This window comes from Pseudoxanthomonas sp. LjRoot125 (assembly GCF_964252705.1).
Taxonomy (GTDB): domain Bacteria; phylum Pseudomonadota; class Gammaproteobacteria; order Xanthomonadales; family Xanthomonadaceae; genus Pseudoxanthomonas_A.
On the sequence record NZ_CAXUOY020000001.1, the window covers coordinates 2,571,166 to 2,584,932 of the forward strand.

Annotated in this window: 17 protein-coding genes; 12 read left to right on the plus strand and 5 right to left on the minus strand. The window is 67.0% G+C overall.

The annotated features are described in order from the left end of the window. Window positions 1-25 precede the first annotated feature (25 nt). From ACSION_RS11790 to ACSION_RS11810, 5 genes are all read right to left on the minus strand, one after another. Entirely contained in the window at window positions 26-1,426 is a 1,401-nt protein-coding gene (locus tag ACSION_RS11790; RefSeq protein ID WP_093486126.1) for a replicative DNA helicase, read from the minus strand. A 202-nt stretch (window positions 1,427-1,628) separates the two neighbouring features. Further along, complete coding sequence (gene rplI, locus ACSION_RS11795; RefSeq protein ID WP_093486128.1) at window positions 1,629-2,078, minus strand: 50S ribosomal protein L9; 450 nt, start codon at window positions 2,076-2,078, stop codon at window positions 1,629-1,631. A 97-nt stretch (window positions 2,079-2,175) separates the two neighbouring features. Further along, complete coding sequence (gene rpsR, locus ACSION_RS11800) at window positions 2,176-2,406, minus strand: 30S ribosomal protein S18 (RefSeq protein ID WP_435306028.1); 231 nt, start codon at window positions 2,404-2,406, stop codon at window positions 2,176-2,178. An 11-nt stretch (window positions 2,407-2,417) separates the two neighbouring features. Next, window positions 2,418-2,846 (minus strand): 30S ribosomal protein S6, encoded by a 429-nt coding sequence (gene rpsF, locus ACSION_RS11805; RefSeq protein ID WP_093486130.1) that lies wholly within the window; start codon window positions 2,844-2,846, stop codon window positions 2,418-2,420. 175 nt (window positions 2,847-3,021) lie between these two features. Beyond that, window positions 3,022-3,360 carry a HesB/IscA family protein gene (locus ACSION_RS11810; RefSeq protein WP_435306029.1) on the minus strand — a complete coding sequence of 113 codons (339 nt, stop codon included), beginning with the start codon at window positions 3,358-3,360 and terminating at the stop codon, window positions 3,022-3,024. A 111-nt stretch (window positions 3,361-3,471) separates the two neighbouring features. On the opposite strand from ACSION_RS11810, the gene asnS reads away from it, so the two are divergent. Genes asnS through kynU form a run of 12 tightly spaced genes read left to right on the plus strand, consistent with a single transcriptional unit; the run spans window position 3,472 to window position 13,767 of the window. After that, a complete protein-coding gene (gene asnS / locus ACSION_RS11815; RefSeq protein WP_435306030.1) occupies window positions 3,472-4,872 on the plus strand; it encodes an asparagine--tRNA ligase in 1,401 nt (466 codons plus the stop codon). Further along, the gene (locus ACSION_RS11820; protein WP_435306031.1) at window positions 4,872-5,177 is read left to right on the plus strand and encodes a hypothetical protein; all 306 of its coding nucleotides are present in this window, start codon (window positions 4,872-4,874) and stop codon (window positions 5,175-5,177) included. The genes asnS and ACSION_RS11820 overlap by 1 nt, the downstream gene beginning before the upstream one ends. Then, window positions 5,174-5,482 carry a hypothetical protein gene (locus tag ACSION_RS11825; RefSeq protein WP_435306032.1) on the plus strand — a complete coding sequence of 103 codons (309 nt, stop codon included), beginning with the start codon at window positions 5,174-5,176 and terminating at the stop codon, window positions 5,480-5,482. The genes ACSION_RS11820 and ACSION_RS11825 overlap by 4 nt, the downstream gene beginning before the upstream one ends. Window positions 5,483-5,489: 7 nt before the next feature. Further along, window positions 5,490-6,119, plus strand: a complete 630-nt coding sequence (locus tag ACSION_RS11830; RefSeq protein WP_435306033.1) for an FMN-binding negative transcriptional regulator — start codon at window positions 5,490-5,492, stop codon at window positions 6,117-6,119. Between the two features lie 57 nt (window positions 6,120-6,176). After that, window positions 6,177-6,965, plus strand: a complete 789-nt coding sequence (locus ACSION_RS11835; protein WP_435306034.1) for an SDR family oxidoreductase — start codon at window positions 6,177-6,179, stop codon at window positions 6,963-6,965. 42 nt (window positions 6,966-7,007) lie between these two features. Further along, complete coding sequence (locus tag ACSION_RS11840) at window positions 7,008-8,429, plus strand: aldehyde dehydrogenase (protein ID WP_435306035.1); 1,422 nt, start codon at window positions 7,008-7,010, stop codon at window positions 8,427-8,429. A gap of 15 nt (window positions 8,430-8,444) precedes the next feature. After that, window positions 8,445-9,119 (plus strand): carbonate dehydratase, encoded by a 675-nt coding sequence (gene can / locus ACSION_RS11845; RefSeq protein ID WP_435306036.1) that lies wholly within the window; start codon window positions 8,445-8,447, stop codon window positions 9,117-9,119. After that, window positions 9,112-9,507: a RidA family protein gene (locus ACSION_RS11850; protein ID WP_435306037.1), complete on the plus strand. Its 396-nt coding sequence runs from the start codon at window positions 9,112-9,114 to the stop codon at window positions 9,505-9,507. Before can ends, ACSION_RS11850 begins: the two co-directional genes overlap by 8 nt. Before the next feature lies 1 nt (window position 9,508). Beyond that, window positions 9,509-10,039, plus strand: a complete 531-nt coding sequence (locus ACSION_RS11855) for a 3-hydroxyanthranilate 3,4-dioxygenase (RefSeq protein ID WP_435306038.1) — start codon at window positions 9,509-9,511, stop codon at window positions 10,037-10,039. Between the two features lie 19 nt (window positions 10,040-10,058). Continuing rightward, a complete protein-coding gene (locus tag ACSION_RS11860; protein WP_435306039.1) occupies window positions 10,059-11,414 on the plus strand; it encodes an amidohydrolase family protein in 1,356 nt (451 codons plus the stop codon). A gap of 9 nt (window positions 11,415-11,423) precedes the next feature. Next, entirely contained in the window at window positions 11,424-12,434 is a 1,011-nt protein-coding gene (locus ACSION_RS11865; protein ID WP_435306040.1) for an amidohydrolase family protein, read from the plus strand. Between the two features lie 58 nt (window positions 12,435-12,492). Then, window positions 12,493-13,767, plus strand: a complete 1,275-nt coding sequence (gene kynU / locus ACSION_RS11870; RefSeq protein ID WP_435306041.1) for a kynureninase — start codon at window positions 12,493-12,495, stop codon at window positions 13,765-13,767.

Genomic DNA, 13,767 nt, shown 5'->3' on the forward strand with positions numbered 1-13,767 from the left:
TCCGGCTCCCGCCGCTTCGCCCTGGCTACTCGAAGCTGCCGACCGAGTCGTGGGCCAGGTTGTCGAAACGCGTGTATTCGCCGAAGAACCGCAGCTTGCACGAACCCGTCGGACCCGAACGCTGCTTGCCGATGATGATCTCGGCCAGGCCTTTGTCCGGCGAGGTTTCCTTGTTGTAGTAGTCGTCGCGGTAGATGAAGACGATCATGTCCGCGTCCTGCTCGATGGCGCCCGATTCGCGCAGGTCGGCCATCACGGGGCGCTTGTCGGTGCGCGTTTCCAACGAACGGTTGAGCTGCGACAGCGCCAGCACCGGCACGTTGAGCTCTTTCGCAAGACCCTTCAGCGAACGCGAGATCTCGGAGATCTCGGTGGCGCGGTTCTCGCTGTTGCCCGGCACCGACATCAGCTGCAGGTAGTCGATGACGATCAGGCCCAGGTCGTGCTCGCGCTTCAGACGGCGCGCCTTCGAGCGCAGCACGTCCGGCGACAGGCCCGGCGTATCGTCGATGAAGACCTTCGCCTGGTCCTTGAGGATGCGAATGGCGCTGGTGACGCGGCTCCAGTCCTCGTCTTCCAGCGAGCCCGTGCGCAGGCGGGTCGCATTGATGCGCCCGACCGACGAAATCAGGCGCATGGCCAGCTGGCCCGCCGACATTTCCATCGAGAACACGGCCACGGCCTTCTTCGACTTGATCGCCGCGTACTCCGCGATGTTCAGCGCGAACGTGGTCTTGCCCATGGCAGGGCGCGCGGCCAGGATCACCAGGTCCGTGGGCTGCAGGCCGGCGGTCATCATGTCGAATTCGTTGTAGCCCGTCGGCAGGCCGGTCACGGTGCCGCCGCTTTCCGAACGGATGCGCAGGACCTCGAAGGCGTCCTTCAGTGCATCGTTCATCGCCACGAAGTCGGTGCGCCCGCGGGCGCCCTGCTCGGCGATGGCGAAGACCTTCTGCTCGGCGATCGCGAGCATCTCGTCGCTTTCCTTGCCCTCGGGCTGGAACGCGTCGTTGACGATGTCGGTGCCCACCTCGATCAGCTGGCGCATCACCGCCTTGTCGCGGACGATCTCGGCATAAGCCGTGATGTTGGCGGCGGATGGCGTGGTGCTGGCCAGTTCGACCAGATAAGCGCCACCGGCCACCAGGTCCATCTGGCCCTGGGACTCGAACCATTCGCCCAGGGTGACGGCGTCGAACGGCCGGCTCCGCTCGGCCAGTTCCGCGATCGCGCGATAGATCAGCTGATGGTCGCGACGATAGAAATCGTTGGCGGTGAGCTTGTCGTTGATGCGGTCGTAGGCTTCCGGCGCAAGCATGAGGCCGCCCAGTACCGCTTGCTCCGCCTCGGTGGAGTGCGGCGGCACGCGGAGCTGTTCGATGCGCGAATCGTGGGGATCCTGGCGGAAACCGGTGCGTGCGGACATGGGCGGTGCAAGCTCCTGCGGCGCATGCGGGGCGAAGGCCCGCACGGCCGGACATGGTAGGCAGTCCGTGCCCGGGGGTGTTGCAGATAAGTGTGTGGATAACCGGTGGGCATCTCAGCGCCTGCGACAGGCGCGCCCACAAAACAGGACGGGCGCCTTGCGGCGCCCGTCTGTCGGCATCACGGGGTGATGCGCGGGTGGATCAGGCTTCGGCCTGCACGACGACCTTGACGGTCGTCTGCACGTCGGCGTGCAGCTTCACGACGATCTCGTACTCGCCGATGTTGCGCAGCGCGCCTTCGCCCATGATGACCTCGCTCTTCTCGAGCGGCAGGCCGGCGGCGGTGAAAGCGTCGGCGATGTCGCGCGGGCCGACCGAACCGAACAGCTTGCCTTCGGTCGCGGCATTGGCGGTGATCGTGACGCTCGCGCCTTCCAGCTTGGCGGCACGGCTTTCGGCGTCGTCATGCACGGCCTTGGCCTTGGCTTCGTACTCGGCGCGCTTGGCTTCGAACTCGGCGACGTTGGCGGCGGTGGCCGGCACGGCCTTGCCCTGCGGCACCAGGTAGTTGCGGCCGTAGCCCGGCTTCACGTTGACCTTGTCACCCAGGACGCCCAGGTTGGTCACTTTCTGCAGAAGAATCAGTTCCATCGTATTGCTCCGTATTCGTTAGCAGGCGGGCCTGCAGCGATTGGCTGTCCGAATGACAGTGGGAAGAAGGAACCTCCCCGTGCGGGGAGGCCCTGGATTACACGTCGTGGTTGTCCGTGTACGGGATCAGCGCCAGGAAACGGGCGCGCTTGACCGCGGTGGACAGGTGGCGCTGGTAGCGCGACTTGGTGCCGGTGACGCGGCTCGGCACGATCTTGCCGTTCTCGGTCAGGTACTGGCGCAGGGTGTTGAGATCCTTGTAGTCGATCTCTTTCACGCCTTCGGCGGTGAACTTGCAGAACTTGCGGCGACGGAAGAACTTGGACATGGGTGGGCTCCTTAGGCGGCTTCGGCGTTGTCGGAATCGGTCGAAGCGGCGTTGCCGGCCTCGCCTTCATCGTCGTCACGGCGACGACGCTCGCCACGCTCGGGCTTGTCGCCCTTCTCGTCCTTGTTCTTCATGATCAGCGACTGCTCGGTATCCGGGCCATCACGCTTGATGACCAGGTTGCGCAGCACTGCATCGTTGAAGCGGAAGCTCTCGACCAGCTCGTTCAGCACGGCCTGGTCGGCCTCGATGTTGAGCAGCACGTAGTGGGCCTTCACCAGGTTCTGGATCGGGTACGCCAGCTGACGGCGGCCCCAGTCTTCCAGGCGGTGGATCGTACCGTTGCCGCCCTCGATCAGCGCCTTGTAGCGCTCGATCATGGCCGGCACCTGCTCGCTCTGGTCCGGATGGACCAGGAACACGACTTCATAGTGACGCATCGTTTTATACCTTTCGGATGTGGGCCCGACGGGAAAAATCCCGTGGGCGGAACAGCCCCCCGAACACCCGGAACGGACGCGGTGGGGCAAGGACCCGGTTGCCAGACTGGCGGCCGGGAGCAGGAAAGTATGGCAGGTCAGTCACTTAGGGGCAAGTCCTGCCCCTGGACGTGGCTCAGGCGGCGTCCGCCGAGGTCGTGAAGCTCTCGCCGCAGCCGCATTCGGCGGCCGCATTGGGGTTGCGGAAGGTGAACGTCTCGGACAACCCCTGCTTGGCGAAGTCGATCTCGGTCCCGTCCACCAGCGGCAGGCTGTCGGCGTCCACATAGATCCGCACGCCTTCGAACTCGAACACCGCATCGCCTTCGCGCTGGTCGCGGGCGAGGTCCGCCACATGGCCCCAACCGGAGCAGCCGGTGCGGGTGACCCCGAACCGCAGGCCCAGCGCGCCCGGCGTCTGCGCGACGAAACGCTGCACGCGTTCGAGTGCGACCGGGGTGAGGGTGATGGCCATGGGAAGCTCCTGTGCGACGGGATGATTATAGCCCCGGGTGCGCCGTCGGCCGCGCGGCTCTTGCTAAACTCCGCGTTCCATAAATAAGACTGTTACCGAAGGATTCAAGCCATGACGGTGGTAAGCGTCGAACATGCGCTGGCGGGCAAGCTCCCGGCCGGCGGCGAGGTCACGGTGCGCGGCTGGGTGCGCACGCGGCGCGACTCCAAGGCGGGGCTTTCCTTCGTCAACGTCAGTGACGGCTCGTGCTTCGCCCCGATCCAGGTGGTGGCGCCCGACGCGCTGTCCAACTATGAATCCGAGATCAAGCACCTGACCACCGGCTGCGCGGTCGTCGCCACCGGCACCCTGGTGGCCTCGCAGGGCCAGGGCCAGAGCTTCGAGATCCAGGCCTCGTCGATCGAGGTGGTGGGCTGGGTGGAAGATCCCCTCACCTACCCCATGCAGCCCAAGCAGCACTCGCTGGAATACCTGCGCGAATTCGCCCATCTGCGCCCGCGCACCAACCTGTTCGGCGCGGTCACTCGCATCCGCAATTCGCTGGCGCAGGCCGTGCACCGGTTCTTCCACGAGAACGGCTACTTCTGGATCAGCACGCCGATCATCACCACGTCCGACGCCGAAGGTGCCGGCCAGATGTTCCGCGTGTCCACGCTGGACCTGGTCAACCTGCCGCGCGACAAGGAAGGCGCTGTTGATTTCTCGCGCGACTTCTTCGGCAAGGAAACCTTCCTGACCGTGTCCGGGCAGCTCAACGCCGAGGCGTACGCGCTGGCCATGAGCAAGGTCTACACGTTCGGCCCCACCTTCCGCGCCGAGAACAGCAACACCACCCGCCACCTTGCCGAATTCTGGATGATCGAGCCGGAAGTCGCGTTCAACGACCTGGCTGCCAACGCGCAGCTGGCCGAGGACTTCCTGAAGTACCTGTTCCGTGCCGTGCTCGCCGAGCGCGCCGACGACCTGGCGTTCATCGCCGAACGGGTCGAGCCGACCGCGTTGACCCGCCTGGAAGCCTTCGTTAACTCGCCGTTCGAGCGCATCGACTACACCGATGCGATCTCGCTGCTGCAGAAGTCGGGGCAGAAGTTCGAGTTCCCGGTCGAATGGGGCCTGGACCTCCAGACCGAACACGAGCGCTGGCTGACCGAACAGCACGTCGGCCGCCCGGTCGTGGTGACCAACTACCCCGAGCACTTCAAGGCCTTCTACATGCGCCTGAACGACGACGGCAAGACCGTCGCCGCGATGGACGTGTTGGCACCCGGTATCGGCGAGATCATCGGCGGCAGCCAGCGCGAAGAGCGCCTGGATGTGCTGGATGCGCGCATGGCCCAGTTCGGCCTGGATCCGGCGCATTACGGCTGGTACCGCGACTTCCGCCGCTATGGCTCGGTGCCGCACGCCGGCTTCGGCCTGGGCTTCGAGCGCCTGGTGGTGTACGTGTGCGGATTGAGCAACATCCGTGACGCCATCGCCTACCCGCGCGCGCCCGGCAACGCGGAGTTCTGATGATCCTGTTCTTCGCCCTGTGCTTCGTCGGCGTGGCGATCGCAGGCTTCTGCGCCTTCGTCATCTTCTGGCCGTTGACCCTCGTGCACGTCCGCGACCGTCATGGCGCGCTCGGGGCCCAATGGGGCGAAGGTGCTTTCCTGAAGCCCGTCGCCCTGCGCTGGCTGCTCGGTGGCGATTACCGCGCGATTCCGGACCCGTCGCTGTCGGGCCTGGCGACGCCGGCGCGGATCTCGCTCTGCGTCATCCTGTTCGGCCTTGCGATGGCCGGCTTGTTGGCCCTGTGGGCCGAGGCATTCGCATGAATCCGTTCCTCCGCGAAGACTGGTACCTGGCCTCGCTCGGCCGCACCCTGATCTGGGCACGCCTGCGCGTGTTGGAAGCCGGCACGGCCGAAGTGCTCGACAGCGACGGCAACACCCTGCCCTACGACAGCGAGGACAGCGCCCGCGCGGCCCTGTTCGACGCGGAATTCGTGGCGTTCGACGGCCTGGACGAAGACGACGCGCTGGCGCGCGGCTTCGCCCTGACTGACGTAGCGCCACCGCAAGGCGAGGACGATGCCGCATTGATCCCGCAGATGGTGCGCTCGCTGGGCGGTCGCGCCTGACACCCGCGTGTACACGCCGCGCGCCTTCGCCGAAGCCGACCTCGCCGAACTCGACGGGCTGATCGCCCGCGATGCCTTCGTCACCCTGGTGACTGTCGCGGACGGACTGCCCTTCGTGAGCCACCTGCCCGTGCTGTATGCGCGGGAGGGCGAACAGGTCGTCGTGGAGGGCCACTGGGCACGACCGAACCCCCAGGCACGCCACGCCGGTCCCGCCTTGCTCATCGTCCACGGTCCCCACGCCTACGTGTCGCCCGGCTGGTACGCGGACAAGGAAGAAGCGGCGCGCGTCCCCACCTGGAACTACGCGGTCGCGCACCTGCATGGCATGTTGGAAACCACCGACAACACCGCGCGTCTGGCGTCGATCGTCGACCGCCTCAGCCAGAAGAACGAAGCGCATGTCGGCAACGACTGGCGCTTCGAACATGACCGCGATGACCACATGCGCCAGTTGCGCGGCATCATCGGCTTCCGCTTCGTCGCCGAACGGATCGAACTGAAGTTCAAGCTCAACCAGAACCATCCGGCCGCGAATGTCGAAGGCGCCGCGGATGCGCTGCAGCAACTGGGCGGCGAGGACAACCTGGAAATCGCGGCCCTGATGCGCGATCGGCTCGCACGCCGGACCGACTGAGGCTTGCGCACCCACGCACCGGTACACTCGACGCACTCTTATCCCGGAACACGCCGCATGGACTTGAACCTCGCTGGTCGACACGCGCTGGTCTGCGGCGCCTCCGAGGGCATAGGCCGTGCCGCGGCCGTCGAACTCGCCCTCCTCGGCGCGAACGTCACGGTGCTGGCCCGTCGCGCGACCGCGCTGGCGGAGGTGGTCGCCGCCCTGCCCCTCGTCGTGGAAGGCCAGCGTCACGGCGCGCTCGCGCAGGACGTCGCGGAGACCGCAGCGCTGGAGGCCGGCGTCCGCGCGCTTGTGGTCGATCGGCCCGTCCATATCCTGGTCAACAACACCGGTGGCCCACCCGGCGGCCGCGCGCTCGATGCCGGCGCCGACGACTACCTCGCCGCGTTCCAGCGCCACCTGCTGGCGAACCAGGTGCTAGCAAGCGCCGTGGTGCCCGGCATGCGCGCCGCCCACTGGGGCCGGATCATCAACGTGGTCTCCACCTCGGTGAAGGAACCGATCGCCAACCTCGGCGTGTCCAACACCATCCGCGGCGCGGTAGCCAGCTGGGCCAAGACGCTGTCGAAGGAGCTCGGCGTTGACGGCATCACCGTCAACAACGTGCTGCCCGGCTACACGCGCACGCAGCGGCTGGAACAGATCCTGCGCGACCGGGTACAGGCGACCGGCAAGGATGAGGCGGCCATCAGCGCCGCAATGCTGGCCAGCGTGCCCGCCGGCCGCTTCGCCGACGCGCACGAGGTGGCGGCCGCGATCGCCTTCCTCGCCACGCCGGCCGCGGGGTATGTCAACGGTGTCAGCCTGGCCGTCGACGGCGGCCGCATGCAGTCGCTCTGACGCCGGTCCGGGGGGCTTGCCAGCCGGGTTAAGCTAATGGGCATGGAACGCTACAGCCACTTCATCGATGGCGAACCTCGCGCCGGTGGCGCCTGGCGTCCCGTCTTCGAGCCGGCTTCTGCCGAGGTCTATGCCGAGGTGGCCGATGGCACCGAGAGCGATGTACTGCAGGCGATAGATGCCGCAGAAACCGCCTTCCCGGGGTGGGCAGCCCTTTCGCCCAGCGCTCGTGCGCGTTGGCTTGAGCGCCTGGCCGATGCCCTGGAAGCGCGCCTGGACGCCTTCGCCGCCGCGGAGTCGCGGGATGCCGGCAAGCCATTGGCGCTGGCGCGCGACATCGAGATCCCCCGCGCGATCGCCAACCTGCGCTTCTTCGCGCATGCCGCGACCCAGTTCGCCAGCGAATCGCACCACGGCGAGGCCGGCCTCAACTACACGCTGCGCATGCCGCTGGGCGTCGTGGCCGCGATATCGCCGTGGAACCTGCCGCTCTACCTCTTCACGTGGAAGATCGCGCCCGCACTGGCTGCCGGCAACACCGTCGTCGCGAAACCGTCGGAGATCACGCCCGCCACCGCGACGATGCTGGGCGAACTCGCCGCGGAGATCGGCTTTCCGCGCGGCGTGCTGAACATCGTGCACGGAACCGGACCCGCCGTCGGCGAGTCCCTGGTCGTGCATCCGGCGGTCAAAGCCGTGTCGTTCACGGGCAGTACGGCGGTGGGCCGGCGCATCGCCGGGCTGGCCGGACCGCTATTGAAGAAAGTCTCGTTGGAGCTCGGCGGCAAGAACGCCACGCTGGTCTTCGCCAACAGCGACTGGCGGGCCCATCTGGACACCCTGCTCCGCTCGGCGTTCCAGAACGCGGGCCAGATTTGTCTGTGCGGATCCCGCCTGCTCGTGCAGCAGGCGATCTACGAGGAGTTCCGCGAAGCGCTGATCGACCGTGCGCGGGCGCTGCAGGCCGGACCGCTGGACGACCCCGCCACGCGGCTCGGCGCCATGGTGTCGCAGGCCCACTTCGACAAGGTGCTGGGCTGCATCGCCCGTGCACGCGTCGAAGGCGGGCGCCTGCTCACCGGCGGGCACGCGCTGGACCGGCCCGGCTGGTTCATCGCGCCGACGATCATCGAAGGTCTGGGACCCGAAGCGGTCACCAACCGCGAGGAAATCTTCGGGCCCGTGGTGACGTTGCAGCCCTTCGAAGACGAATCCCATGCCTTGGCCCTGGCCAATGCCGGCGACTACGGGCTGGCCGTGACCGTCTGGACGCGCGATCTGGACCGCGCCCACCGCCTGGCCGCGCAGCTGCGCGCCGGCATCGTCTGGATCAACACCTGGATGACCCGCGACCTGCGCACGCCGTTCGGCGGCACCGGCGCGTCCGGCCTGGGCCGCGAAGGCGGCCTGGAGGCCATGCGTTTCTTCACTGAACCCAAGAACGTCTGCGTGGCGTTGCGCTGAGGACGAACCAAGCGAATGTCTGACCTATCCGAACTCGAACAACTGCTGCAGAACAACCGCGACTGGGCCGACCGCATCAAGCAGGAGGATCCCGGCTTCTTCAAGCGGCTGTCGCAGCAGCAATCCCCGCGCTACCTGTGGATCGGCTGCTCCGATTCGCGCGTGCCGGCCAACCAGATCCTCGGCCTCGACCCTGGCGAAGTCTTCGTCCACCGCAACATTGCCAACGTGATGTCGCATGGCGACCTCAATGCGTTGTCGGTGGTGCAGTTCGCCGTCGACATCCTGAAGGTCGAGCACATCCTGCTGGTCGGCCACTACGGCTGCGGCGGCGTGCATGCCGCCATGACCGGCCTGCGCGTGGGCCTGGCCGACAACTGGCTGCGCCATGTGGCCGACGTGGCGATGAAGCACGCGGACCTGCTGGAGCAGGTCGACACCGAATCGCTGCGCCACGCGCGCCTGTGCGAACTCAATGTGATCGAACAGGTCTTCAATGTGTGCCAGACCACGGTGGTCCAGGACGCCTGGGCGCGCGGACAGCCGCTGGCGATCCATGGCTGGGTCTACAGCCTGTTCGACGGTCGCGTGCGCGAACTGGGCATGGACGTGGCCGGTGCGGAAGACCTCCAGCCGGCCTACCAACGGGCCCTGTCGAGCGTGCCACCGAAGGGAAAACGCGATGAGTGAGGTCGTCCAGGCGGGCGATGCACCGAAGCCGGTCGGCCGCTACCCGCATGCGCGGCGCGTCGGTGATCTGGTGTTCCTGTCCGGGATCGGCCCGCGCGATCCGGCGACGAATGCCATTCCTGCCGGCATCCAGGCGCAGAGCCGCGCGGTGTTCGCCAACGTGCGCGCCGTGTTGGAGGCCAGCGGCGCCCGCTGGGAAGACCTGGTGGACGTCACGGTCTACCTGACCGACATGGCCGGCGATTTCCCGGGTTACAACCAGGTCTGGGCCGACTATTTTCCCGATGCCGCCGCCGCGCCCTGCCGCACCACGCTGGGCATCACCGCCTTGCCCACGCCGATCTCCATCGAACTGAAGTGCATCGCGCACGTGCCGGAGCGTCGCTGACATGCTGCCCAATCCGCTCAACCTGCAGGCCTGGATCGAGGAACATCGCCACCTGCTGAAGCCGCCCGTCGGCAACAAGGTCATCTACGCCGGCGACTTCATCGTCATGGTGGTGGGCGGCCCGAATGCGCGCACCGACTACCACTACGACGAAGGCCCGGAGTGGTTCTACCAGCTCGAAGGCGAAATGGTGCTGCGTATCCAGGAGGACGGCGCCCCACGCGACATCCCGCTGCGCGCCGGGGAAATCTTCCTGCTGCCGCCGCGCGTGCCGCACTCGCCACAGCGGATGCCGGATTCCGTCGGCCTGGTCATCGAACGCAAGCGACTGCCGCACGAGCAGGACGGGCTGATGTGGTTTTGCGAGCGATGCAACCAGAAGCTGTATGAAGAGTACTTCACCCTGCACAACATCGAGACGGATTTCCCGCCGGTGTTCGAACGGTTCTACGCCTCGCGCGAGCACCGCACCTGCACGGCATGCGGACATCTGAATCCGGCGCCGTCCAAGTACGTGATGCCCGATACCTGATCGCCTACGGTCCGCGCCCATGACCCGTCTTCCGCACCGCACGGCCGCCGCCCTTCTCTTCCTGATGGTGTCGGCGGGCTCGCTGGCGCAGCCGGCACCACCGCCCGCGGCGAAGCCAGCGCCCACGGTGATCCTGGCAGGCCATATCATCGCCGAACCCGGCGATCCGGCGTTGGGACCGCACACGCTGCTGATCCGCGAAGGGCGCATCGAGAAAGTGGTTCCCGGGCTACAGCGCGACCTGAGCCCAGGCGCCCGGATCGTCGACCTCAGCCATCTGCACGTGTTGCCGGGGCTGATCGACGCCCACATGCATCTCGCCATCGACATGCATGCGGACACCGCGACCAGCACCTCCGAAACGAGGTTGGCGCTATCGACGGCGTCGTATGCGCGCCGGCTGCTGCGTGCAGGCGTCACCACCGTGCGCGACGTGGGCGACAACGGCGGCACGGTTTACGCGGTCCGGGATGCGATCAACGACGGACTGATCGAAGGGCCACGGATTCTTGCCGCCGGGCGCGTGGTCTCGCGCACGGGCGGACATGGGGCGAAGCAGGCGTCGGCGGTCGAGATCCCCTATGTACCCGCTTCTTGCGATGGCACGGAGTCCTGCCGCCGCGTCGTCCGGGAAAACATCGAAGCCGGGGCGGACTGGATCAAGATCACCGTCTCAGGCTCGGGCCGCGAGGCCGGTGGCAGGCCCGAGGCGTTGCCCAACCTGTTTGACGATGAAGTCGAGAGCGCGATTGCCGCCGCCCGCCAGGCCGGGCGCCCCGTCGCCGCGCACGCCCACAGCACGGCAGCGATCAATCTCGCGCTGCGCGCCGGCGCACGCACGATCGAACACGGGACCTATTTCGACGACGCCTCTGTGTCCCTATTCAAGCGAAAGCAGGCCTACCTCGTGCCGACGGCCTTCGTCGCCGCTTACGTCGGCTCGAAGCTGGACATGTTCGCCGGCGGCCGGGATGGCCGTTCCCAGGACGACCTGCGCCAGTGGGTCGATGCCGCCAAGGCCGGTCCGGGACGTGCATGGCGGGCAGGCGTCCCGCTCGCCTTGGGCACCGACGGCGGTCCCAGCTTCGATGTCTTCGCCACCGCACAGGAAGTGGCGTTGTACGTGGCCTCCGGCGTGCCAGCGCCCGCCGCACTGCGTGCCGCCACGGCGGGCAACGCGGACGCGCTGGCGCTCGCCGAATCCATCGGCCACCTTCGCGCAGGCGCATGGGCCGACATCATCGCCGTGCCCGGTGACCCGCAAGCGGATGTGGCGCAGTTGCGCCAGATCCGCATGGTGATGAAGGAGGGCCGGCTCATCTGCATGGACGATTGCGGCGATGCAGCGTCGCCAGCCGGGGAACCGGCGAAGTAGACTCGCGGCATGCTGAAGATCGATACCCATGCGCACTTCCTGCCACGCGACTGGCCCGACCTGGCCGCGAAGTACGGGGACGTGCGCTTTCCGGTGATCCACCACGGCGACGACGGACGCCACCGCATCTACAAGGACGGCAAGTTCTTCCGCGAAATCTGGCCCAAGACCTGGGACCCGGAAGAGCGGATCGCCGATTACGCCCGCTTCGGTGTGCAGGTGCAGGTCATCAGCACCGTGCCGGTGATGTTCAGTTACTGGGCCAAACCGCACCATGCGCTCGAGTTGCACCAGGCCCTCAACGACCACACCGCCGCGGCGTGTCGTGCGTACCCTCGCCATTACGCCGGCATCGGCACCGTGCCGCTGCAATCGCCGCGTTTGGCCGTGCAGGAGTTGGAGCGCTGCATGGACCAGCTCGGCCTGCAGGGCGTGCAGATCGGCAGCCACGTCAACGACTGGAACCTCGATGCGCCGGAGCTGTTCGAGTTCTTCCAGGCGGCCAGCGAGCTCGGCGCCGCCGTCCTTGTGCATCCGTGGGACATGATGGGCGCGGCATCGATGCCGAAATACTGGTTGCCCTGGCTGGTCGGCATGCCGGCGGAACAATCGCGCGCGGCCTGCTGCCTGATCTTCGGCGGCGTGCTGGAACGCCTGCCGGAGCTCAAGGTGTGTTTCGCGCACGGCGGCGGCAGCTTTCCCTACACCATCGGCCGCATCGAACACGGCTTCAACATGCGCCCGGATCTGGTGGCCACCGACAATCCGCGCAACCCGCGCGATTACCTCGGTCGCGTGTACTTCGACTCGTGGGTCGCAGACCCGCGTGCCCTGCACTACCTGCTGGACACCGTCGGCCACGAGCGCGTCATGCTGGGCACCGACTACCCGTTTCCGCTCGGCGAACAGGAGCCCGGCGCCGGCATTGCCGCGCTCGGCCTCGATGAAACCCAGCAGGCGCGCCTGTATCACGGCACCGCGCTTGAATGGCTGGGCCTGTCCGCCTCCCGCTTTGCATGATCCCGACTTCCGTCCCGGTGCATCGCCACCGGCTTCGTTCCGCCTGACCTGACTTTCCATGACCGACCCGCTGTCCCGCACCCACATCATCGCCCTGGACGCCGCCGATCCGCTGCGCGCGCTCCGCAACGAATTCCTGATCCCGCGCCACAAGCACAACGACCAGATCTACTTCTGCGGCAACTCGCTGGGCCTGCAGCCCCGAGGAGCACGCGGGTACATCAACGAAGTGATGGACAAGTGGGCGAACGAAGCCGTCGAAGGCCACTTCACCGGCAACGCCCAATGGATGACCTACCACGAACTGGTGCGCGAACCGCTGGCGCGGCTGGTGGGCGCGCAGCCGTCTGAAGTGGTGGCGATGAACACGCTTACCGCCAACCTGCACCTGATGATGGTGAGCTTCTACCGGCCGACCGCCGCGCGTCCGGCGATCCTGATGGAGGCTGGCGCGTTCCCCTCGGATCGCCACGCCGTCGAATCGCAGATCCGTTTCCATGGTTTCGATCCGGCAACCGACCTGATCGAACTGGCGCCCGACCAGGCGGACGGCACGTTCTCGATGGCCGCCATCGAACGCGCCATCGCCGAACACGGCCCTCGCCTTTCACTGGTGCTGTGGCCCGGCGTGCAATACCGCACCGGGCAGGCGTTCGATCTGGCGGAGATCGTCCGGCTGGGTCAAGCGCAGGGCGCCATCGTCGGCGTCGATCTCGCGCATGCGGTCGGCAACCTGCCCCTCGCACTGCATGACAGCGGCGTCGATTTCGCGGTGTGGTGCCACTACAAGTACCTCAACTCCGGCCCCGGCGCGGTCGCCGGATGCTTCGTGCACGAACGGCACGCCAACACGGATCGCCCGCGCTTCGCCGGCTGGTGGGGCCACGAGAAGAACACCCGATTCAGGATGGCGCCGGAGTTCGTGCCGACGCCGGGCGCCGAGGGCTGGCAGCTGAGCAACCCGCCGATCCTCGGCCTGGCGCCGTTGCGCGCATCGCTGGAGCTGTTCGACAAGGCCGGCGGCATGGATGCGATCCGGACCAAGTCGATCAAGCTCACCTGCCTGCTGGAAGCATTGATCCAGGCGCGGCTGTCCGATGTCCTGCAGATCGTCACGCCCTCGGACACCGCCCAGCGCGGTGCGCAGCTGTCGTTGCGCGTGATCGGCGGACGCGAACGCGGACGCGAGCTGTTCGATTACCTGCTGTCGGTCGGCACCGTCGGCGACTGGCGCGAACCGGACGTGATACGCATCTCCCCCGCCCCGTTGTACAACCGCTTCATGGACGTCCATCGCTTCGTCGAGGAAGTCGAGACGTGGCGCGGCTTCTGA